13 protein-coding genes and 1 pseudogene are annotated in these 22,541 nt (G+C 66.4%); 7 read left to right on the top strand and 7 right to left on the bottom strand.

Annotation, left to right across the window (positions count from 1 at the left end; translation table 11 throughout):
* Nucleotides 1-122: 122 nt before the first annotated feature.
* From DAT35_RS59440 to DAT35_RS37535, 3 genes are all read left to right on the top strand, one after another.
* Nucleotides 123-281, top strand: a complete 159-nt coding sequence (locus tag DAT35_RS59440) for a hypothetical protein (RefSeq protein WP_158502072.1) — start codon at nt 123-125, stop codon at nt 279-281.
* 96 nt (nt 282-377) lie between these two features.
* Nucleotides 378-1,634, top strand: a complete 1,257-nt coding sequence (locus DAT35_RS37530) for a glycosyltransferase (protein WP_108074080.1) — start codon at nt 378-380, stop codon at nt 1,632-1,634.
* Nucleotides 1,635-2,245: 611 nt separating this feature from the next.
* The gene (locus tag DAT35_RS37535) at nt 2,246-4,393 is read left to right on the top strand and encodes a S8 family peptidase (RefSeq protein ID WP_158502073.1); all 2,148 of its coding nucleotides are present in this window, start codon (nt 2,246-2,248) and stop codon (nt 4,391-4,393) included.
* 251 nt (nt 4,394-4,644) lie between these two features.
* Here DAT35_RS37535 and DAT35_RS37540 read toward each other — a convergent pair whose 3' ends face one another.
* From DAT35_RS37540 to DAT35_RS62495, 4 genes are all read right to left on the bottom strand, one after another.
* Nucleotides 4,645-5,847, bottom strand: a complete 1,203-nt coding sequence (locus tag DAT35_RS37540; RefSeq protein ID WP_108074082.1) for a cytochrome P450 — start codon at nt 5,845-5,847, stop codon at nt 4,645-4,647.
* The gene (locus tag DAT35_RS37545; protein ID WP_108074083.1) at nt 5,844-7,358 is read right to left on the bottom strand and encodes a condensation domain-containing protein; all 1,515 of its coding nucleotides are present in this window, start codon (nt 7,356-7,358) and stop codon (nt 5,844-5,846) included. The genes DAT35_RS37540 and DAT35_RS37545 overlap by 4 nt, the downstream gene beginning before the upstream one ends.
* Nucleotides 7,355-12,511, bottom strand: a complete 5,157-nt coding sequence (locus DAT35_RS37550) for a non-ribosomal peptide synthetase (protein WP_108074084.1) — start codon at nt 12,509-12,511, stop codon at nt 7,355-7,357. The genes DAT35_RS37545 and DAT35_RS37550 overlap by 4 nt, the downstream gene beginning before the upstream one ends.
* 250 nt (nt 12,512-12,761) lie before the next feature.
* Nucleotides 12,762-12,878: a M15 family metallopeptidase gene (locus DAT35_RS62495; RefSeq protein WP_158502074.1), complete on the bottom strand. Its 117-nt coding sequence runs from the start codon at nt 12,876-12,878 to the stop codon at nt 12,762-12,764.
* On the opposite strand from DAT35_RS62495, the pseudogene DAT35_RS61235 reads away from it, so the two are divergent.
* Nucleotides 12,844-13,206: pseudogene (locus tag DAT35_RS61235) on the top strand (DUF5953 family protein); the annotation flags it as partial. The gene DAT35_RS62495 and the pseudogene DAT35_RS61235 overlap by 35 nt on opposite strands.
* Nucleotides 13,207-13,313: 107 nt before the next feature.
* Here the strand turns inward: DAT35_RS61235 and DAT35_RS37565 are convergent.
* The gene (locus tag DAT35_RS37565; protein WP_108074086.1) at nt 13,314-14,582 is read right to left on the bottom strand and encodes a phytochrome sensor protein; all 1,269 of its coding nucleotides are present in this window, start codon (nt 14,580-14,582) and stop codon (nt 13,314-13,316) included.
* A gap of 287 nt (nt 14,583-14,869) precedes the next feature.
* Here DAT35_RS37565 and DAT35_RS37570 point away from each other — a divergent pair, with 287 nt between their 5' ends.
* The 3 genes from DAT35_RS37570 to DAT35_RS60155 all read left to right on the top strand — a co-directional run bounded on the left by DAT35_RS37570 (nt 14,870) and on the right by DAT35_RS60155 (nt 19,095).
* Complete coding sequence (locus DAT35_RS37570) at nt 14,870-15,253, top strand: hypothetical protein (protein ID WP_108074087.1); 384 nt, start codon at nt 14,870-14,872, stop codon at nt 15,251-15,253.
* Between the two features lie 118 nt (nt 15,254-15,371).
* The gene (locus DAT35_RS37575) at nt 15,372-17,021 is read left to right on the top strand and encodes an SAM-dependent methyltransferase (protein ID WP_108074088.1); all 1,650 of its coding nucleotides are present in this window, start codon (nt 15,372-15,374) and stop codon (nt 17,019-17,021) included.
* A gap of 16 nt (nt 17,022-17,037) precedes the next feature.
* Complete coding sequence (locus DAT35_RS60155) at nt 17,038-19,095, top strand: hypothetical protein (protein WP_199243111.1); 2,058 nt, start codon at nt 17,038-17,040, stop codon at nt 19,093-19,095.
* A gap of 381 nt (nt 19,096-19,476) precedes the next feature.
* On the opposite strand, the gene DAT35_RS37595 is transcribed toward DAT35_RS60155, so the two are convergent.
* A complete protein-coding gene (locus DAT35_RS37595) occupies nt 19,477-20,901 on the bottom strand; it encodes a hypothetical protein (RefSeq protein WP_108074092.1) in 1,425 nt (474 codons plus the stop codon).
* Between the two features lie 76 nt (nt 20,902-20,977).
* The gene (locus DAT35_RS37600; RefSeq protein ID WP_233261953.1) at nt 20,978-22,498 is read right to left on the bottom strand and encodes a glycosyl hydrolase family 18 protein; all 1,521 of its coding nucleotides are present in this window, start codon (nt 22,496-22,498) and stop codon (nt 20,978-20,980) included.
* Nucleotides 22,499-22,541 lie beyond the last annotated feature (43 nt).

The following is a 22,541-nucleotide window of genomic DNA, read 5'->3' on the forward strand; positions in this document are numbered from 1 at the left end:
CGTGCCCGTGCTCGCCGATTGGTGCGGGGTGGACGTGCTGGATGAGAGGGGGCAGACGCACCGGCTCGTCGTCGTCCACCGGGAACCGGAGAAGGCTCCGCGGCGAAGGGGTCGGTGGTTGGGTGCTGAGGGTCGCACCCTCTGGAGCAGCTCGAGTCAACCGGTCGCGCGAGGTGGACGCCTCGTTCGTGGCGGGCCACGGGCAGCTGCGCCTGGTAGCCCAGGACGGCGGCACGGCGGCGGGCAAGGCCCCCGTTCCGCCCACTGGTACGGGCGCCTGAGCCTCACGGTAAAACCCGGGATGTAATGAAGCCCCGCGCACGCACAGTGCCGCGGGGCTTTCTATTTCCGCCCTGCAACTGGGTATCATCTGCCCAATGCGTGCTCTCCTGATCGGCTCCGGCACACGTGGTGACTTCCAGCCGATGCTCGCGCTCGCGGTGGCGATGCGGCGGGCCGGCCACGAGGTGACGCTGCTCGGCTCGCCCGTCTTTCAGCGGGAGGCCGAGGCCTTCGGAATCCCCTTCGGGCCGTGCGGCCGTGACGTGCAGGCGCTCCTCGACGAGACCCGCAAGCAGACGCGCAGCCCGCTCGGCTTCATCAAGACGCTCAATTCGATCATCTCCAGCGAGTTCGAGCTGCAGGTGGCCTACATCGAGCCGCGAGTCCGGGAGGTGGACCTGGTAGTCGGCGGAGGCGCGACGATGGCGGCGCACCTGCTCGCGGACGCGGCGCGAGTGCCGTACCGCTACATCGGGTACACGCCCCAGATCCTCCCTTCCTCGTACCACCCGATGATGTTCGTGCCGCTCACCCGGCCACCGCGCTGGCTGAACCGGTTCCTCTGGCGGACCTCGAAGGGGTTCTACAACCGCCTGCTCGAGAAGCAGTACAACGCCCATCGGACGCGGCTCGGCCTCCCGCGCGACGAGGACAGCTTCAGCGCCATCTTCCCCCACGAGAAGACACTCCTCGCCTGCGATCCGGAGCTCGTGCCCGCCCCGCCCGACCTCGCCCACGTGCCCCAGGTGGGCTCCTTCGCGCTGAGTGACGACCGGCCTCTCCCGCCTGACGTCGAGGCCTTCCTGCGTGCCGGGCCGCCGCCCATCTACGTGGGCTTCGGGAGCATGCCGGACGACGACCCTCAGCGGACCACCCGGCGGCTCCGCGAGGCCGCGCGGAAGGCCGGTGTCCGGCTCCTCCTGTCCTCGGGGTGGTCGGGCCTCGGGAGCGGCGAGGACCTCGATTCCTCCGTGCACGTGATGGGCCCCGTGTCGCATGGGCTGCTCTTCCCACGCCTCGCGGGTTCGGTGCACCACGGAGGCGCCGGAACCACCGCGGCGTCGGCGCGAGCCGGCATTCCCCAACTTCTGGTGCCTCACGCGTTCGATCAGTTCATGTTCTCCCGGCACGTCCACCAGCGCGGCCTCGGCCCGAAGCCCATCTCGAAGACCTCGCTGACGGTGGAGAGACTCGCCGAGGGCCTCCGTGCGCTCGCCAGCGACGGGCCCATGCGGGAGCGGGCCAGGACCATCGGGGAGAGCATCCGGAGCCGGGACCCACTTCGAGCCGCCGTTTCCTGGCTCGAAGGCGCCATCGCCGGACAGGACAGGTCAATGGCCCGTACCGGCTGACGTGCAGCGTCTCCGCATCCAGACCCGTTATGGCCAGACGGCGGATGACGCGAGTCACGCTGCCGAATGCTCCACATTCAACGTGTGCGACGACTTCAGGAAATTCACGGCACACATCCCGTGCAGTGCGCCCAATCACATCTGCGTGGGTGCTGATACCAGCGGCGATGGCAGTGGTGCTTGCTACCCCGCCTGCGACTTCAGCCGTTATCCGACCACGGGGTGCGGTATTACTGGCAGCAGTTGCTGCGACGGCGTCTATTGCAGTGGCTCCTGCTTCTAATTCCCGTCGGGGAAGTCTGAAAAGGGAACGTCCTGGCCCCCGTCCCGACACCGAATTGGCCAGTCTGGGTGGCGCGGCCGGAGCGGTGGTCAGTTCTGGCTCTGCCGGAGCCTCACGGTGCCCGAGTTCTCGAAGGATTGCCTTTGGAAGTGGTTTGCAATGGAGCGAGGGGGCCGCCAAGCCGTTGTATATCGGGAGGATGGATGGCCTCCGGGCCCTCGAACGCTTGCCCAGCAACTTGCCCATGAGAGCGCTGAGCTCATGTTATGAGGCTCGCCCCCGCCGAGGTGTGTCAAGCCCTGGCGACAACCCATTTCCCGAGAACAGAATGAAGGACACCCGGAGTCGGCTCAGCAAGAAGTTCTACTCAAGCCTGTTGACTGCCCTTTTCCTGGGATGCTCGGGTTCAGAAGCTCCCTCCGCTGTGGAAACTCTGGCCACGAGTAGGGAGGCGGCCACGGCGGTGCGTTTGGGCATGACGTGGACTGTCCTGGGTCAACAAAACGGATATGTTCACGTGGGCGGTGATTCGCAGAGTGGCCCGTATTCGGGTGATACCGCTGTCACTCAGTTCCAGCCCATTCTCTGTGTGCAGGTGGACAACCGAGCCGCTCCGGGGGGAATTGCGTTCGACTTTTATAATGGATGGCTGCGCGGAGAGGTCCGTGCGACACCTCCCGTCCCGGGAATGCTGCTCTCGTCCCAGGCACAGGCGGACACCATGTGCGCCGACAACTTCGGTTCCGGCTGGCGCATGGCCGAGTTTCACGATGGCCGCTATCGCAGCGACTTCTCGGCTGGTGGTGGCTGGTCTTTCTGGGGCGCGGGCCAACTGCCCGCCGGGACGCGGTTCTGGGTCGCCATCAAGGATCAGCCAGCCAATCCCTGGAACTCCGCAGGGGACATGCCCACCACCGTGAAGTTCATTCCTTCGGAGGCTCCGGTCCCCGGGCAGTTCATCGTGATGTTCAGCGAAAGCACCCCGTCGGATCAGATCACGTCTCTGGCCAACAACCTCATTTCTGCCTATGGCGGAAGCATCATTGATGTGCTTCCGGCGGCGCAGATGTTCACTTTCTCGGGGTCGGATGCACAGGCTCGGGCCATGAGCCAGGATTCGCGGGTTGAGTCCGTGGAGCAGGATTCCTACGGCCAGGAGTACACATCCTGGAATCAGGACCGCGTGGATCAGCGCAACCTGCCCCTGGATGGCCGATTCACCCCAAGCAACAACGGCTCGGGGGTCAACATCTACATCCTCGACACGGGCTTCCGCCGCACGCACCAGGAGTTTGGCGGCCGCGCCTCGCAGGCGGTGGATTTCATTCGATTCCTCGGCCAGCGGGATGATTGCAATGGCCATGGCACTGCGGTGGGCAGCTTGGCGGGTGGAGCGACCCTGGGCGTGGCTCCTGGCGCGAACCTCATCTCCGTGCGGATCGCTGGCTGCGGGGGAAATGCCTATAACCCGGCCATTTCCGTGTTCAGTTCGACCATCGTGGCTGGCCTGAACTGGGTAGCGATGTTTCATACCAAACCCGCCGTCGCAAACGTCAGCTACGGCTTTCCACCCGGTTTCTGGCGCCGCTGGTTCAATTCGGCCACTCCGATGGATCGCGCCGCGCGTACGGCGGTGCGGGCGGGCGTCACGGTCATCGCCGCGGCAGGAAATGAGGGGAGGAACGCGGATCGCTCGAGCCCTGCCCGGGATGGCTCCGTCATCTCCGTCAGCGCAACGGACTTGAATGATCAGCGTGCGTCGTTCGCCAACTACGGCAAGGTTGATCTCTTCGCGCCTGGAGTGAGCGTCCAGATCGCGTCGCTGGCCAGCGACACGCAGACCACTACGGGAAGTGGGACTTCATACGCCGCCCCAATGGTGGCGGGGGCCACTGCCGTCTACCTCCATGACCATCCCACCGCCAGCCCCCAGGAGGTGCGCAACTCGCTCCAGAACGGTGCCACGCCCAACGTGGTGGGTAATGCAGGCTCGGGCTCCGCCAACCGGTTGCTGTATGTGAGCTCGGTAATGCCCGCCACCCATGCGGGGATGACCTGGGTATCTCGTCAGCAGCGCACGGACGGTGTGGTCTTGGTGGGCAATGACAGCCAGACCAATGCTTACAATGGTGATACGCCAGCGACCACGGCGCTGCCGATGCTTTGCCTGCTCGTCGACAACAGCCCCGTTCCCACTGGAATCACCCCCAGCTTCAATCCTGGCTGGGCGCGCGGCCAAGTCCGGACGACTCCTCCCATTCGAGGAACGGAGCTCGTCAGTCGTGCCGCGGCTGACAGCATCTGCGCCGCGAACTTCGGGACGGGCTGGCGAATGGCCGAGTTCCACGATGGCCGGTATGGCGCGGCTCTCTCCTCGTCCGGTGGTTGGAGTTACTGGGCCAGGGGCACCATCCCCGTGGGCACGCGCCTCTGGGTGGCCATCAATGATCAGACGGCCAATCCCTGGGGCCGGTAGTCATTTCTGAAATGACGCAGTCGGCCCGCCAACGCCTGGACCAGGTGCTACGTCTGGAGGGGGTGGGCCCATGACCCTGGCGGTTGCACTGCTTGATGAACCCCTTCCATGGGGAAGGGGTCGCGCAAGGCGGTGGGTAACCTCTCTCCGGCGTCAGGGTGGCCGAGAAGCCTTGGAGCGCGTGGGTATACGTGCGCCGTACCTGGGCGCCGTATGCCACGGGTCCACGGCCACCGCGGTAGGCACCGCGACTACCAGGTGACCGGCAGCTCGTACGCGCCGAGCAGGTTGTCATTCTGCCTGAAGGGGATGTCCTCGACGGGCACGGCCACCCGCAGGGTGGGGACACGCTGGTACAGCGTGTGGAACACGACCTCGAGCTCGACGAGTGCGAGCGAACGTCCCGTGCACGTATGAATCCCGTGGCCGAGGGCGAGGTTGCGTTGCGGTGTGCGGTGGATGTCCAGGCGGTCCGGGTCAGGGAATGCCGTCTCATCGCGGTTGGCCGAATCCGGCTGGATGAGGACGCCTTCTCCGGTGCGGATGAGCTGGCCGCCAATGGTGACGTCCTCCGTGGCGACTCGCTGCCGACCGTTGTGTGAGACGGTGGCGTAACGCAGGAGTTCCTGCACGGCCGCGGAGAGCTGGCGGGGATCATCTGCTATCACACGGAGCTCGCTGATCTGGTCTGGGTTGAGCGACAGCGCCAACACGCCCATGCAGATCATATACGCGGTGGGCCCATGCCCGGCGTGGAACAGCATCTGGAACATGGCGGCTGCGTCCTGTTTGCTCAGCGCTCCCGTCAACACGTTCTTGGCCACGACGCGGCCGACGAGCGTGTCGCGGGGGTTGCGCACGTTCGCTTCCACCAGGCGGTGGAAGTAGCCTTCCATCTCGTCCAATGTCTGTCCGACCGTCTCCTTCGACGAGGCGCGGGAGCCGATCGTGCGGCTGAGGCCGTGCAGATACATGGAGTCGTCGGAGGGTACGCCAAGCAGGTCGCAGATGACGCGAATGGCCATGGGGAGAGCGAAGGCCGCCATCAGGTCGGTCGGCCGCGGCCCGGCCAGCATCGGGTCGAGCGTCTCGTCGACGATGCGCTGGATCTGCGGTCGCAGGGCCTCCATCTGCCGCGCGGAGAACTCCTGCACGAGCATGGCCCGCTGGGCCCGGTATTCCGGATCGGGGCGAAATGGGAACGACATGATCCGGTCTCGCCGGGCAACCGATGAGGGCGACGTGTGAGGGATTCCCGGCAACCCGAAGTCCATGCTCAGCGTCGGGTCGCCGAGAGCCGCGAATGCGTCGTCGTAGCGGGTGATCAACCATGGCGTGCTGCCGTCCCACACCTGAACGCGAGTCACTGGGGCCTCCCGCCTGAGCCGCTTGTACTCAGCCGGAGGATCCAGCGGGCACCGCCAGTTCTTGGGCATTGGATAGGAATCGGTCATCGTGACTCTCCTGATTGCTCGAGTAGGGCGGCGGCTCCGGCCGCCGTCGGGGTGGCGTAAAGGTCGCGCAGTCCGATGTGACGGCCGAGCTCGGCGCGTATCCGGACCGCGATGTCGACCAACTGTAGGGAATGGCCGCCGAGGCGGAAGAAGTCGTCGTATGGACCGACGGCCTCGATACCCAGCACGTCGGCGAAGATCCGGGCGAGGGCCTTTTCGGTCGCGGAGCGCGTGGGCAGCAAGCGAGACACCGGCACACCGGGCGCGGCGGTGCGCAGGACCTCCTCGTAGGCCGACAGCAGGCCGTCGATGAATCCGATGTCGAACATGCTCTCATCGAACTCGGCCCAGACGACGCTCGCGCCGTCGGGGGTCTCCTCGACGCGAAGGGTGAGCTCGAACTTGGCGATGGCGAAGTCCAGCAGGTGTTCGGTCACCGAGCAACCGTGCAGCTCCAGCACACCCGCCGTGCGCGCCGGGTGGTAGGCGAAGTTGACCTGCACGATGGGCGATCGGGTGGGATCTCTTGGTGGGGCGAGCTCGGCGACGAGCTGCTCGAAGGGCAGATCCTTGTGAGCGTAGGCGGCGGCCGTGGCCTCGGCCACCCTCACGAGCAGCTCACGGAAGTTGGGGTCGCCGCTCAGATCGACCCGCAGCACGACGGTGTTGACGAAGAACCCAAGCACGCGCTCGATCTCGGGTTGATCGCGGTTGGCCACGGCCAGACCCAGCAGCACCTGTTGCCTGCTCGCGCGGTGCCCGAGCACGACTCCGCATGCGGCGGCCAGAACCGTGAACACGGTCTGATGCTCGGCGCTCGCGAACGCGTGCACCGCCGCGGCGACCTCGGCGGGTAGAACGCGATGCATGCGCCGTCCCCGCCCCAGTGCGCGGCGGGGCGGGACAAGGTCCAGCGACAGAGGGAGTCCGGACAGTCGCTGACACCACCAGCGCGACAGCTCCGCGCGCCGCGGGTCGGTGAGCTGCTCCCGTTGCCACGCCGCCCAGTCCACGTACTGCACGGGGAGCTCAGGCAACCTAGCGGGCGCACCGAGGACTGCTGCCCGGTAGGCGGTGGACAGCTCCTCGAAGAAGACCTGAAGCGAACATCCATCGGCCGCCAGGAGATGCGCCGAGAAGACAAGGAAGTGCGTCTCCGGAGCCAGCCGCAGCAAGGTGAGCCGCAGCAGCGGCCCGTGCTCGATGTCGAACGGCTGGGACAAGACGGCTTCCGCGTGCCGCAGCGCCTCGGCTTCGCTCGCCACGTCGATCACGCGAACGTGTCCGCGTCCGTCCGTCAACACGTGCTGGTGTGTACCGAGCGGGAAGACGGTCCGCAGCGGTTCGTGCCGGGCCACCAGCATGTCCACCGCTGCATGCACAGCGGTGGTGTCCAGCGGTCCCGTCACCCGGAGGCAGCGGGTCGAGCTGTGGGCGAATCCCGTGGGATCGAGCCAATGGAGGAAGCACAGCCGCTGCTGGGCGAAGGACATCGGGAACACGGTCGTCATGTGCGGGGCAGTCTGCCGATGGTGGGCCGTGCGGACGGCAGCGTGGTGAGCACGTCGGCGAGCTGCGCGATGGTCGGGCCCGAGAAGATCGTGGCGAGACCGACCTCCCGGCCGGTCATCTTGCTCAGCCGCGAGGCGACTCTCATGGCCAGCAATGAATGCATGCCCAGCGCGAACAGGCTGTCATGGACACCAACCCGGTCCACCCTCAGCAGCTCCGCGACGATCTCGGCGATCCGGGCCTCGGCCTCGTTCCTCGGTGCCGTGAACGGCACGTTCACGTCCCCTTGCGGCTTTGGCAGGCGGGTCCGGTCGAGCTTGCCGTTGGTGGTCAACGGCCACGCGTCGAGGACCATGACGACACCGGGCACGAGATGTCCGGGCAACCTGCGCGCCATCTCCTCTCGCACGGCCTGGCCAGACACCGCTGCTCCCGGTGTGGCCAGGACGTAGCCGACGAGCTGCGGGTCGCCACCCGTCCGGGTGATGACGGCGGCGGCGTCGGTTACTCCAGGATAGGCGGCCAGTCCGGCCCGCACCTCGGCCAGCTCCACCCGGAAGCCGCGGATCTTCACCTGATCATCGCGGCGGCCCAGGAACTCAATCACCCCGCCTGGGAGCCACCGGCCCAGGTCTCCGCTGCGGTACATCCGTTCGCCTGGAAGCGACCCGAACGGGTTCGCCACGAACCGCTCGGACGTGAGCTCCGGCATGCCAAGGTATCCACGCGCGACGACGGGTCCGCCGATGCAGATCTCCCCGACCACGCCCGGCGGCACCACCTGCAGGTGCTCGTCGAGCACGACGAGTTGGGAGTTGGGCAGTGCGCGACCGATCGGCACACTGGCTCCCTCGATGTCGTGCCAGTCGGCGAGCCACTGACCGCTGACCACGAGGGTCGTCTCGGTCGGGCCGTAGGCGTTCACCACCCGCGCGACGCTCCTGCGCCGCAGCGCACGGAACGCGTCCGCGGAGACGACATCACCCCCGAGTATGACCTGGTCCAGGTGGTCGAACACCTCCGGGACTTCCGCCACCAGGGGGTGGAACACCGCGGGCGTGAACACGGCATGGGTGATCTCATTGCCGGTGATGCACCGCGCCAGTTCGTGCACATCCCAGCCGGACCGCAGGAAGTGGATCGCGGCACCGTTTATCAGCGCCCCCCAGATCTCCAGCACCGACATGTCGAAGGCGGCCGACGTGATGGCCAGTATCGTCTTGCCCGGCACCAGGTTGAACTCTTCCGCCCCATGCAGACGGGCCACGACCGAGCGATGCTCGACCTGGACTCCCTTGGGCCCGCCGGTCGACCCGGACGTGTAGATGACGTATGCGCGGTCGGTAGGCGCTCCCGAGGGCAGCGGGAGACCCGGCGTGTCGGGGATGTTGTCCAGCACCACGATCGGAAGGCCCGGGACCCGCTCGGCCAGCCCCGCCGTCGTGACCACGGCTCGTGCCCCGGCGTCCCGAACGATCCTCTCCAGGTGGGACGGCGGATGGACAGGCTCCAGCGGGAGGTAGGCCGCACCGGACTTGAGCACCCCCAGTTGTGCCACGGCCAGCTCAGCCGAACGGGGGGCGCACACCGCCACGACGTCCCCACGGCCGATCCCCATCCCGCGAAGATGACGTGCCAGCCGTCCCGCCAGACGCGTGAGCTCGCGGTAGGACATGGGCGAGTCGCCTGACGCCACAGCGGTTGCGTCCGGTGTGCGTTCGGCCCAGTGCTCGACGAGGTCGGGCAACCATTCTCCCGGTGCATCACGCCTGGGCCCCGTGGCGACGAGCGCCCTTCGCTCCGCGTCATCCAGCAGGGACAGTCTCGACACCGGGGTGTCCGGAGCGGCGGTGATGGCGTGCAGCAGCCGCTGGTACGCCGACAGCATTCCGGTGATGAAGAACTCCTCGAAGAGGTCGGAGTCGAACTCCCAGGCGAGCAGGATGCCGCTCAGGGACGAGCGCGGACTGGGACGCACGGGGCCGTCGGACTGGGGGATGTGCACGATGTCCCCGGTCAGCCTGCTGATATGCCCCGGCTTGGCGTAGCGGGGAACCGCCACGACGCCCAGCTCGAACTTGGCCGAGCCGTTGCTGAGTCCTTCGACGATGGTGACGTCGAGCGGGGCCCCACCGAGCGTGCCCTGCGGTGCGTCGTGGAAGTTGAACATGGTCTGGATCAACGGGTTGAGCCCGCCGTAGTGCTTCGCGGGCGACTCCGCGAAGATCATCTCGTACGGCAGTTCCTGGTTGTCATAGACCTCCAGGGTGGTCCGCCGCATCCGCGCGAGGAATTCCTCGAACGTGGGGTCTCCGTGCAAGCGGCCGCGCAGCACGACATTGTTGACGAACATTCCCAACAGGCTCTCGGTGTCCTGCCAACGCCGGTTGGCGACCCCGGAGCCGACGAGGATGTCTCGTGAACCGGTGTATCTGTGCAACAGAACGAAGAACGACGCGAGGAGCGTGGTGAACAGCGAGGTATTGTTCCGGTCGGCCAGCTCCTGCAGGCGGCGTGCGAGCTCGCCGTCGATCTCCATCCGGGGCGCCACTCCGCGGAACTTCCTCGACCCCGCTACCGTGCGGCGGGGGAGCTGGAGCATGGTCTCGGCGCCTTCCAGCTCCTGGCGCCAGAAGCGGCGCTGCGCCGCCGCGGCCCCGGTGCCACACCACTCTCGCTGCCATCGCGCGTAGTCGTAATACTGCACGGGCAGGTCCGGGCGTCGTACCTGGCCGTGGCGCACGAAGTCAGCGTAGCCGTCGAGCAATTCGTGGACGAAGACGTTGAACGACCAGCCGTCATGCACGATGTGGTGTTCGACGTGCACGAAGACGTGCTCGTCCGCGCCGAGCTTGAGCAGCAGCCATCGGAAAGGCCTGCCTTCGGCGAGCGAGAACGGAGCCTCGACCATGTCGCGAACGGCCTCACCGACCAGGAGCTCCTGCTGGGCTTCGCCCGCGCCGCTGAAGTCTCGCAGCGAGACCTCCACCTTCCAGGGCGGCTCCAGCTCACACCGCAGCTCCCCATCCACCTCGGGGAAGCGTGAGCGCAGCACGTCGTGGCGCCGGACGATGTTGGTGAGGCTGGCGTTCAACGCGGTGATGTCCAGGTCGCCCGCCAGCCTGAGCACCGCTTGCGTGTGGTAGGCCCGCGCGTCCGGGTTGAGCTTGTGCATCAGCCACACCCGCTGCTGGGCGTACGACGGAGCGAGCGCGGTGCCTGGCTCGGCCACCCGCGGGCCCGGATCCGCACCGTCGTGCTCATCACCCATCCGCGTCGCGATCTGGGCGACCGTGGGAGTTTGTAGAACGGTACTCAGCTCGAGGTGCGCACCCAGCGTGCTGCGCACCCTCGCGACGAGCTGGGTGGCGAACAGGGAGTGCCCCCCCAGTTCGAACAGGTTGTCGTTCACCCCGACCCGCTCCATCCCGAGCAGCTCCGCCGCGATTTTCGCCAGCGCCTCTTCCGCGGGCGTGTGCGGCGGCTGGTAGTGGGTGTTGTCCGACCGTTGTGGCCGGGGCAGCCTGGCGCGGTCGACCTTGCCGCTCGTGGTCAGCGGCCACGCGTCGACCGGCACGATCACATCCGGTACCAGATAGTCGGGCAGGTGATGGCGGAGCTCGGTGCGTACCTCGTCGACCGACAACACCGTTCCGGAACTCGGTATCACGTAGCCCAGGAGGCGCTCGCCCGTGCCGTCGATGACGGCCACCGCGTCACGCACGTTCGGCAGCGCGACCAGTGCCGCTTCGACTTGCCCCAGCTCGATACGCGCGCCGCGAACCTTGACCTGGTCGTCGCGCCGGCCGAGGAACTCGATCGTGCCGTCCGGCAATTGTCTGCCGACGTCGCCGCTGCGGTACAGGCGGCTTCCCGGCAGTGGATTGAACGGATCGGGAACGAACCGCTCGGCGGTGAGGCTGGGCCTCCCCAGATACCCGCGTCCGACACCGTCTCCTCCGATGCAGATTTCCCCCGGGGTTCCGTCGGGGACCGGTCGCAGGTGCTCGTCGAGGACGACGACGTGGTAGTTGGAGATGGGGCGGCCGATGGGCACTCGCTCGCCGTTCTGGGCTCCCGCCGTGTGCAGTGTGCTGGCCACCGTCACCTCCGTGGGGCCGTAGCCGTTGATGAAGCGGTGGAACGCCGCCCATTGCCGAGCGGTTTCCGGGAGGCACACGTCACCGATGCTCAGCACTACCTCGAGGTGGGTGAACTGGCCCGGTGGCAACGTGCGCAGGACAGTCGCGGGCAGCACCGCGTGGGTGATCCGGCGTGTCAGCAGCACGTTGGCCAGCGGCTCGCCGGAGATCTGCGAGTCCTGGATGGTCTCCAGACGACCGCCGTTGGCCAGCGCCATCAGGATGTCGAACAAGGCCGCGTCGAAGGCCGGATGGAAGAACTGCAGCACCCGGGTGTCCGGCCCCAGCGCTCCCAGGGTGTCCCGCTGGGCGTGGATGAGATTGGCGACGCCTCGATGCTCGATCATGACCAGCTTGGGCTCACCGGTCGAGCCGGACGTGCAGATGATGTACGCCAGATCGTCCGGGGCGAGCGCCACCTCGCCTGCTGTGTCCTCGATCTCTGGCACGACGGCGCTGGGCTCACTGCCGAGGACGAGGTGGGGCACGCCCGGCACGGCACTGTCCTGCGACAGGCCCACCACCAGCGTCGCACCCGCCCTCCGGATGACGTCCTCGCGCCATGCCGCCGGGTGCGCCGGAGCCAGCGGGAGATATGCCGCACCGACCCGCCAGATGGCGAGCGCGGTCTCGATGAAGGCGGGTCCGCGGTCCAGCACGACCGCGACCACCTCACCGCGCCCGATCCCTCTGGCTCGCAAGCTCCCGGCCAGGGCGTGGATGCGCTTGCGCAGTTGCGCATAGGTCACTTCGACGGTTGCGTCCGCTATCGCGACGTGGTCGGCGTGCAGTCGCGACTGCTGATCGATCACGTCCAACGCCGACCGCCAGGGTCCGTGATCGACCCTGCTGGCTTGTGCGCGTGTGGCGATCCACGCACGGTCCACACCATCCGGCGGTGTGGTCATGGCGTGAGCTCCGAGCGCCCAAGGGCTCTTCAGCCGGAGGCTGGAAAGCAGTCGTTCGTACTCTGTTCCGGTGACCAGGGGAGACGGAGGCGTGGAATGCAACGAAGTCTCCTGCGAGAAGTCGGTATTGATGTTGCCCGTGCCGGGAACCGGCCTGGCAGCTTGGTTTCCGCGCACCTTGTCATGAGGAGTGCCCACGGGGAACAACGTAGGGTGGGGCAGGAAGACTAATGCTCACGGCGATTGCCGCCGAGATAGGCCATTACTTGCAGCCTCAACCTGGTCCGCATGGCGAAGCTCACGCTCGAGGCCTCATGAGCCACGGGGACACGACAAGCGGCTTCCCGCGGCCTCACATCAGCTTGGCCACCTCGAAGTGCATGCCATCGAGCCGCGAGAAGTGGCCGCCCCAATAGAAGCCATTCGTCGCCCAGGAAAGGAAGGACGGGGAATTTCCGCTCCTGCGCAACGGCGATGATACGTTCCGGGTGACCGTGACGGGATGGGAAAGCCCAGCGGGCAGCTCGCTGGGTGGTCAGGCACAGTTCGAAGTCCATGCGGGTCTGCCATTGGACACAGCCGGTATTGCAGCGGCGGCGGATGTGCTGGAGGCCGTAGGGGAGGGTGCTCGCGCGTTCTGGGGGCACGTGGACGTGTTCGCCTGTCCGCGGTGTGGAGGCTGGCGAAAGGTGACGGCCCCCGCAGGGGTGCGCTCGATATGGGAGCACCTGGGACTTCCCATGCAGGCTCTGAAGCGGGCCCCGGCCCGGGGACAACCCCAGCAGGCGTGGTGCTGAACCTGGCGCAGCCACTGTCAATACGCCCCAACTCCCTGCCTCTCTCCTCAAGCGAGGGCGGCCAGGGCAGGGGTGTGCCCCAAGGCGTCCCTTTCCACTGGACGCGCTCACACACCTGATGCCGGACGCGCCTCACCGGGTGCCATCTCCAGGGTGGGCAGGCGCCAGAGGAGTGGCTCCCGCTCCTCTCCGAACCTGAGGGCCGGGCTCGTCACGCTCTGCGGTAACGGGGCCACCTGGGCCTGCTCAAGGGCTGGGAGGGGGAGAAATGTGGCCTTTCCTGCCAACAACTGGCGCTCCAAGCGCACGTCGATCCGGACCGCGCCTCCTGGTTCCGCCAGCGCCAGGGCCTGCAGGGCCGCATGGAGCAACTGGCGCGAGAGCACCAGGGCGTCGGCCTCGACGTGCACTGGCTCCAACTCGCCGAAGACCAGCTCGACCCGCTGGCGGAGCGCCTCTTCCCGGAGCAGCCCGAGCAGTTCCCGCACCAGCTCGGTGAGCGCCACCGGGCGGCGCTGCCCCTCCTCCAACGAGGCCAGGCTATGCCAGACGTTCGCCCGGTGGCGGATGTCATGAACGACCTCCTCGGCGAGCCTCAGCAGGCGGAGGGCATACTCGAAACGGCTCACCGTGGCCTGACGGGCGGCCATCCGAAACCCCTTGCGTGAGGACTCCCTCAGCCGGTCCACATCCTCGCGCAACACCCGCAGCGCCTGCTCGTCCCCGGGAGCCGCCAGCACCTCACGGATGTCTTTCTCGAGCTGGCGCAAGAGCAGCTCCGCTTCGATGCCATGGGCCGCGCACAGCAGCATGTCGCGAAGCCGGCGCGAGGCCTCCGGCCGCCGGACCGCGGTGGCGAGGACCCCGACCACCTTGCCCTCCGCGTCCCGGATGGGGATGCCCTGACCGGTGTAGAGATGGAAGACACCGATGAAGTGCTCGGGCCCCACCACCTCGAAGTAGCCGCTCGTCGCCAGAGGGGTCCCCACGCCAGTGGTGCCACTCTCCTCCTCCGACAAGAGGGCCCCTGGACCTGGCACCCGCTCGGGTCCGTTCACGCTCTCCTCGTCCCCCAGTTGGAAGAGCTTGACCGCCTGGGCGTCGCTGAGGTCGACGATGGCATGGCGCTCGAGCCCCGCGGCCGCGAAGAGGACTTCCATGTAGGGCCGGGCCGCAGTGATGAGCGCCTGCTGCTGCTCGAGGAGCCGCTCGAAGTCCCGCTCCGAGAGCCGCTCCGCCTTCGCCGCCTTGGGGTTCACCCCCAGCTCATGCGCCCGCTCCCAGGCCCGGAGCACGGGCTCGCGAAGCTGCGAGCCGTCGATGCTTCCCGTCGAGACGTAACGGTCCCAGGCCCGTCGGGTGGATTCGGGGGTCAACGCTCGTTCTCGCGTGCCGAGGGGGCAGGTAGGCATCAGCTTCAGTCCTCCAATCCGCGCGCGGTTCAAGCGCCGGGCATGGACTCAACAAGACGTTGCTCCCGGAACGTCCCCACCTCGCGCTGGGCCGCCGCCATCCTGGCTCCCGGTGATTCGTGGAGACGCTGGGTGTCTACGCGTGAGCGGGGCGTCGAGGGCGTCTCCTCACCGGCAAGGGGAGCGGCGTCGAGCCCAATGCGCCCAATACGCTCGGCGACGCCTGCATCGAGAACTCTCACGACACCGGGATGGCGGTGGAGCGCGTGAAGGTCTCCGGCCTGGACGGCGGGCCCATCACCTATGGGAAGACGGTGCAGATCGAGGCCACCGTCCGGGCCACCGTGGCGGACCGGCTGGAGTTCTACATCACGTCGACTCCCGAGTCCCCGAGCTGGACCTACACCGGATTGTCCTTCTACATCAGCACCGTGGGCTCGCAGGTGAAGACCGGGACAATCACCCTGCCATGGGCGAGCAACATCGCCATCCGGACCGTGCTGCGGGCCTCGAGCAGTGGGACGGTGTGCTCGAATGATTGGTTCGCCTTCCGCTTTCAAGACATCGGTGGGCTGGCTCCTGGCAGCGGGAGTTGCCGAGCGCCAAACCCCTCTCGTCAGCTGGCGTGGTGTTGAGCCTCTAGGAGCTTGTCGGAGAACCCCACCGTTGAGGGCGGGGCGGAGGGGAGACGCCCCAGGTGGTCCTTCAGAGGGGATGCAACAGGTATGGGGGTTGGTTTCAACGAATTGCGGTGTGTCGCTCATCGCTCCTATCCTCTCCCTCATGCCCCATCGTGGAGACCTGCATCTTCTGAGGCCCGAGCTGCCCGAGGAACTGGAGGATCTTCCCTCCACGGCGGAGGGCGAGTGGCGGCGCCTCTCCGAGTCCGAGGTGTGGCAGGCCCAGCGTGGCTTCTTCCACCACCAGGGAGTGGGCGCCTGGAGCAAGGGGACGGTTCCGCACTACATCACCACGAACCCCGCCCTCGCTCGAGCCTATGCCCAGGTCGTCATCGGGTACTGGAGGGACTGGCAGCGCGACGCGATGGGGGGCGGGGAGGAGCCCTTCTACATCCTCGAGCTGGGCGCGGGCAGTGGCCGCTTCGGCTACATGTTCCTGAGAGCCCTCCTCGAGCTGCGCCAGCGCTCGCCGCTGGCCTCGCTCCCGTTCTGTTACATCCTGAGCGACTTCACCGAGTCCAACCTCCAGTTCTGGCAGTCCCACCGCTCCCTGCAGCCGTTCGTGGAGCAGGGCGTCCTCGACTTCGCGCTCTTCGACGCGGAGAAGGACGGCGAGGTGCGGCTGCGCCGGGCCGGGCGGACGCTCGAGCCCGCGCGCCTAGCGCGCCCGCTGGTGGCCATCGCCAACTACGTCTTCGACAGCATCCCGCACGACGCCTTCGCGGTGAAGGACGGTCAGCTCCACGAGTGCCTGTTCTCTCACGGGGGCCTGGCGCTCGACGGGAAGAACCCGGAGTGGTTCCAGGAGGTGCTGCCCGAGTTTCGCAGTCGTCCCATCGATCCGGCGTACTACCCGGAGCCAGGCTTCAATGCGCTCCTGGCCAGCTACGCGAGCCGGCTCGGCAACAGCACGTTCCTCTTCGAGGTCGCCGCGCTGCGGTGCCTCGACCGCCTGCGGCGGCTGACGGGTGATCGCCTGCTCGTCCTCTCCGCCGACAAGGGGTACGTCGACGAGGAGTCGCTCCAAGGTCTGGGCGAGCCTCACCTCGAAGGGCATGGCAGCTTCTCGCTCGCGGTGAACTTCCACGCCATCGGCGCGCACGTCGCGGCGTCGGGTGGGCGGGCGCTCTTCGGGGGCCATCCCCGCTCCAGCATCAACATCTGCGCATTCCTGAATGGCGCGCCTCCCGGCGGGTACGTGGAGTGCGAGCTGGCGTTTCACGAACATGTCGTGCGGGCTGGCCCCGACGACACCTACACCGTGCGGCGGGGAGCCGAGGCCCACTACGAGTCGATGACGACCGTCCAGCTCCTGTCGCTCATCCGCCTGACGCGCGACGACCCGCGCGTGGTCCGTGACTGCCTTCCGGCGCTCATGGAGAAGGTCGAGGAAGCGGACGCCTCGCTCAAGAAGGAAGTCGCCACGGTCGTCCGCCGAGCGTGGGACAATCACTATCCCATCGGCGAGGAGCGCGATCTTGCCTTCGAGGTCGGGCTCTTGATGGTGCGGGCGGGGCTTCACGAGGAGGCGCTCTTCTACTTCAACGCCTCGCTCGAGCTGTGCGGGGCAGCCTCGGCGACACTGTGGAACGTCGGCATGTGTCACCTGGCGCTGGGGCGGTTCGACGAGGCTGTGGCCCGGCTTCGTCGCGCGCGGGAGCTCGACGCCCATGTCATTCCGCTGAACGCGTTTCGACCGAACAAGGAATCAAGCCCCCCTTGAGGGGCGGGAGACATCCATGCCCATCACAGACGAAGAACTCCGGGCGCACATCCCGGCGCTCAAGTACTTCAGCGTAGAGGTCCGCACGAAGATCCGCAGCTTGGTGGATCCATGGCCATGGCCCAAACGCCCAGACAATGTACTGGACGCGCTCAAGGCGGAGGTCGACGACACCCTGGCCATCCTCGACTGGGCGAATGAGAGTGAGGAGAGACGCCAATCAATCGCCGCTGACGAGGAGAGGCCTGGCAGTGCTTCGGTGGTTCGTGGCGTGGAAGTAGGTCTCGGGATGAAGTTCGATCCCGAGGGAAAGGTCAAGGCAGAGAAGGAAGCAAAGGAGAAAGCGAAGGAAGCAAAGGAGGCTGCAGAGGCTGAACTCAAGGAGGCAGCCGAACGCAAGCGTCTCGTCGCGCAGGAGCGCGAGGGCTGGTACAAGGAATTCACAGGGAAGTACGAGAAGGATATCAAAGCGTCCGATCTGCAGCTCAGCGAGGTCAACAAGAGCCGCCGCATCGAGCTCGCGAAGAGGCGCGACGAGCTCAAGCAGTTCATCAAGATGAAGTATCCCGGCCTGTTCTCCAGCGGGTTCGCCCCGGGCCGCAAAGCATTCGACGCGCTTCTCATGGACTACGTCGAGTCCGCTCCCACACAGAGCAGTGTCATCATTGAGCGGGCCCTGGCCGCGATCGAGAAGTTTGCAACGAAGCGGAAGTACGACTTCAAGTCGATGGGAGTAGACGAGTACTACGATCTGGTGAAGTCCGTGAGGGGGGCCCTGGAGAAGCATCTCAGTCTGAAGGTGAAACGGAAGCGCCAGTTCTCGATCGATGAGCTTCGCCTGGCACTCAGGAAGGCCAACCCGGCTGGCGACGAGAAGGCCGGCGCGGCTGCTGCGGCCGGCGCGGCTGCTGCGGCCGGCGCGGCTGCTGCGGCCGGCGCGGCTGCTGCGGCCGGCGCGGCTGGCGCGGCTGGCGCGGGGGAGCTCAGCCAGGCCGGCTCGGCTGTCTCCGACGCGTGGGCCTTGCTGTGGGAGAGGAAGGCGCTTTCGCTGATTAATGAGTTTGCCTTCGACTGCCCCATTACCCAGGAGGGAATGGAAGAGATCATCGCGCAGGTGAACAAGGGGGCCGACGACGCGGAGTTCCTGGACAGCCTGGAGGCGGCGCTTGATAGGGAAAAGGCATCTGCCAGACGCAGATGGGAACACCTCTCTGATTCCGAAGACGAGGATGGAGACGAGGATGGAGTCGAGTACGACGAGAAGGAACGGGATGCCAAGGAGGCAGGCTCCGCAAGGAGTGCGGGCCGGCAGCCGAAGCAACAGGAAGCCAAGGCTGCCAGGGGGAGATGGGAGCCTGGCGTCGGTGTGGAGTGCCTCCGCAGGTTCTCCCATCAGGAACTCCTGAGAGCGGTGCGCATGACCAGTGTCGAGTTTGGCAAGATCGAGGGGCTCTGTTCGATCCTGTCACTCGACTGGTTGCATCACATGACGAGGAGTACCGCGTCTGCAAAGAGCTACAACCCCGATTTTGCGAGGATCGGGCAGAAGCACTTCTGGTATTCCAAGACGTACACTCGGGCCATGGATGTGTTCAAGAGAGGCCAGGATGAGGCCAAGATGAAACACGCCGAGGAGGATGCGAAGACCGACTCCAAACGACCGAAAAAACCAGAGCCGGGGATACTCAAGCTGGAGCTGGATAGGAAAGCCACCTTCGAGCGGCTTGGCGTGTTCAGGAGGTTGTATCCTGGTCTTTGGTTGAATTTTCCCGTGGAGCTGGATAGGTGGTTCGGCCCTGAGGATGCCAGCGATGAGAAGCGGAAGAAGGCATTCATCGAGGACATCGACAAGATCTTTCGTGGGGCTCAGGATGAAAAGGCTGACCAGGGAACCGCAGCCGCCAGCCGAGCTCCCCGTGTCGACGATTGGGCGTGTTACGTCAGCATGAAGCTGAGCAATCTGAGCACCAAGGAGGAAGGCAATCACGCCATTGCCCTCTGCCGCTCGGGACGGCACTTCTACCTCATGGATCAGAACTTCGAGATCCTGAGAACCCCTGCCGTCGCCCACTAGGTCCGCTGGGAGGCCAGGAACCAGAAGGACACGAAGGGAGCGCAGGTCTGTACGATCGGTCGGTTCCTGACGGAGGCCCTTCTGTGTCGCTATGCGAGGGCCCAATGGGCCATCGGGAAGTGGGAGTTTTATTTCGTGGAGCGACGCGGGGCCGAGGCTGACTTGATGGAGATGTAGCCAGGACCCGCCCGCGTTCAAGCCGGACCCGAGTCCCGTACAACGAAACTTGCACCTCAGTGCGGGGACCTTCGTGGTCGAGCAAACGTGCGCAGGCGTCGCCATGCTGGATGCGGCGGGAATCGAAGCCGCCGGGCGCCGAGCCGGCACCGGCCGGGAGCAGTGCCACCCCCCGGCTTCCTCTCAGCCGGAGCGAGGCGCGCCCTACTTCGGCTTGGGGGGCGGGACCGTGGCCGTGGCGGGTAGCGAGGGCGTCAGCCGGGTCGCGTAGATGACCCCGTGGTACCCCTGACTGTTCAGGTGCGGGAAGAGGTAGAGGAAGGGGGTCACCAGAGTGATCGACGGGAGCCATTGGGTGCGAGCGATCCGATAGACGCGGCAGTCGAGCTGGCCTTGCGCGGTGAAATCACACCCCCACCGGAAGCCCGGCAGGTGGCTCAGGTCGAGCGCCTTGAGCGTCGGATCCGCCTGTGCCAGGTGCCAGCCCATGGGGGTGTAGTCCTTGTCCCAGGGGGCGCCCTTGAGGGTGGTGACGTGGGCGTTGCCCGCCAGCACGAGGATGAACTCGTCCGGGTGTTCCGCGCGTCGCTTCAACCAATATTGGGCCAGCACGTCGTCGCGTCGACTGCCGTAGGAATCGTCCGTGTCATAGGCCACCAGGTTGATGAGCAGTCCCAGGGCGCGCAGTGCCCGCACCTGATCCACCAACATCAACATGGCCCGGCTGCTGCGTCCGTCCTGGTAGGGCCTGCGCCAGAAGTCTCCATCCAGCAACAGGTCCTGATCCGCGGGGGTGCCGCGGCTGGCCAGATAGGTGTTGAGCCGTGACTGCTCGTTCTTGGGCATGGCGATGCCGAGCGTGACAGCCAACCCGGCCGCGGCGGCCTGGCAGGCGAGGTCTCCCACCAAGGCCGGGACCTCACGGGTACCGAGCTGTTCGCCTACCAGCACGGTCTGGCCGGGCCGCAGGAGCTCCTTCGCGTCCCGGAGCCAGTTCTCGCACAGCGAGACGCGAGCGGGCTCCTTCCATCCCTGGAGATAGAAATCCTCGTTCCGGCGCGGCTTCAGGGGCGACTCGGGGGCACGCTCTCCCACGAGCTCGACGGAGGGCCTGCTCTCCAGCCGCTGCGTCAGTTCCTGTTCGATGGCCTCATCCCGGATGCCACGCATCAGGGTGCGCGATTCCTCGACGCCGTGCATGTAGGGATCCATCTCGATCTTATCGGGGTGAATATTCACCTCGGAGTAGGAGGCTACCTCGGCGGTGCCGCCTGGAATCGAGACATCGGTCAGCCGGAAGACGCGCACCACGGACTGCTTGGGCGCGACCTGGATTCCGACCAGCAGGTAGCGCTCTCGGGTCCTGAGCAGGCTGTCCGGGGCATGCTGCACCCAGGAGCTGATGAGCCGGTGGGGGTCCCCTTCGAAGGGCTCCAGGACGAGGCGCCGCTCCTGCAGCAGCTTCTGGGCCTCGAGGAGCGTCTCCTCGAGGGGGAGGAGGTAGACGTGCTCGGTTCGCGGAGCCGATGCGGGGTTGGCGCCTGGACCTTGTGACGCGCCCTGGGTGTGGGAACAACCCGCCCACACCAGCAGGGCAAGGCCTGTCATGCACAGCCGGCCAAAGGACATGGGACTTCCTCCGTGTACCTCGAGGATGAGGAGACGGCCGGAAATATATCCCGAACCCATGGCCTTCCAGGTGGTTTCAGTGCACCGAGCCGTCGATGGCGCGCAGCAGGGATTGATCGCTCGAAGTGGCCACGTCTCCGGCCAGCTCCCAGATCATGATGCCGCCGTACTGCTTCGCCAGGGCCGCCTTCGCGCGCATCGTCGCGAGCCCGTTATACGAATACTGGGCCCCGTCGGCGTTGATCCAATCCGAGTTCCAGGCGTTGGGGTACTTCGCCAGGATGTCTTTGTAGAGCACGTACGTGCTGCTCTGTCCTCCCCCGCAGTTGCCCCAGCAGTACCCGTAGAAGGGCACCCCGAGCACCATCTTGTTCGCGGGCACACCCTTGTTCGCATAGTAGGAGAGCGCGTCCACCGCCTGCGAATAACTCGAGTGCTCGCCCGGGCCCGTCCAGGTGCCCGTGTTGTCGTAGGACATGATGGTGATGAAATCGAAGGAACGCAGCGTCGTGTCCGACATGCCGTACTGCATCCACTGCGAGACGGCGGCCGTCACGGGAAGACCGCGAGGCCGGGCCTTGGCGATCAACTTCGCGATGAACGTGTCGTACGTGGCACCCATGCGATCCGGCGCCTCCACGTCCACGTCGATCCCGTCCATGTTGTGCGAGACCACGTAGTCGATGATGTGATCCACGAAGGCATCGACCTTGGCGGGCTGGTAGAAGGGCGTGATCTGGCTGTCTCCTCCGCCACCACAGAGCGAGGGGAACACCTTCACGCCCTTGGCATGCGCGGCGTTCACGAACGTCGCGAGGTCGCTGTCCGACGCCAGCTGGAGGTGTCCGTTCGCGTCGCCCAGGGCGAACGCGAGGTTCACGTGCGTGAGCTTGCTGAAGTCGACCTTGCCGACCCAGCTCGCATAGGAGCCGTACCAGTTCGGCAGATAGCCCACGACGCGCGTCTGCTGCGGCGGCGGCGTGCCCGTGGGCAGGCCGGAGATCGTCAACTGCTCCCACGGGCCGAGCGCGGCGCCATACGCGAACACCGTGCTGCCGCCGCCGTTCTCCGCGGACACCCAATGGCCCGTCGTCACCGTCTGCAGGCCGACGACGTCGCCGTTCGCGATGACGCCGCTCCCGTTCTGCTTGACGATGCGGAACGTCTCCCAGCCGAGGCGATTCGAGCTGGCGGCGTTCAGCGTGGAGCCGCCGCCGTTCGCCGCCTGGAAATACTGTCCGTTGCCCGCGATGATGAAGATCGAGTCCCCACTCTCGAGGGCCCCGCCGTTGATGTCATCGATCGTGAACTTTTCCCACGCTTGCGCGGCCGTCGCCGTCGCGATGACCGCACCGCCACCGTTGTTTTGAGCGCCCACATACCGGCTGCCGAGCACCGTCTTGAAGCTCACGCCAGAGGTGAGCAACGCACCCGAGGCGGCCTGGGTGATGTCGTCTTGCCCGTCGGGCGAGCCGCTCGCCGGGTTGCACGCGCTCGTGAAGAGCAGAGCCGCGCACGCGGCACGAAGGAATCGCGTTGAATTTTTGTAATGGAGCATGAAGTCTGCCTTGAGCTGGCGAGGGGGGAGATTCGCCATCAAGACATAGAGGCTCCTACCGCTGAATCTGGGTCACCAGAAT

Source organism: Vitiosangium sp. GDMCC 1.1324 (genome assembly GCF_003044305.1).
GTDB lineage: Bacteria > Myxococcota > Myxococcia > Myxococcales > Myxococcaceae > Archangium.

Excerpts from the sequence above, each read along its gene's own strand:
- DAT35_RS37595 (WP_108074092.1), bottom strand. The coding sequence starts at position 20,901 with ATGTCCTTTGGCCGGCTGTGCATGACAGGCCTTGCCCTGCTGGTGTGG.
- DAT35_RS60155 (WP_199243111.1), top strand. The coding sequence starts at position 17,038 with ATGCCCATCACAGACGAAGAACTCCGGGCGCACATCCCGGCGCTCAAG.
- DAT35_RS37600 (WP_233261953.1), bottom strand. The coding sequence starts at position 22,498 with ATGGCGAATCTCCCCCCTCGCCAGCTCAAGGCAGACTTCATGCTCCAT.
- DAT35_RS37535 (WP_158502073.1), top strand. The coding sequence starts at position 2,246 with ATGAAGGACACCCGGAGTCGGCTCAGCAAGAAGTTCTACTCAAGCCTG.
- DAT35_RS37545 (WP_108074083.1), bottom strand. The coding sequence starts at position 7,358 with ATGACGACCGTGTTCCCGATGTCCTTCGCCCAGCAGCGGCTGTGCTTC.
- DAT35_RS37530 (WP_108074080.1), top strand. The coding sequence starts at position 378 with ATGCGTGCTCTCCTGATCGGCTCCGGCACACGTGGTGACTTCCAGCCG.
- DAT35_RS37540 (WP_108074082.1), bottom strand. The coding sequence starts at position 5,847 with ATGACCGATTCCTATCCAATGCCCAAGAACTGGCGGTGCCCGCTGGAT.
- DAT35_RS37570 (WP_108074087.1), top strand. The coding sequence starts at position 14,870 with ATGGCGGTGGAGCGCGTGAAGGTCTCCGGCCTGGACGGCGGGCCCATC.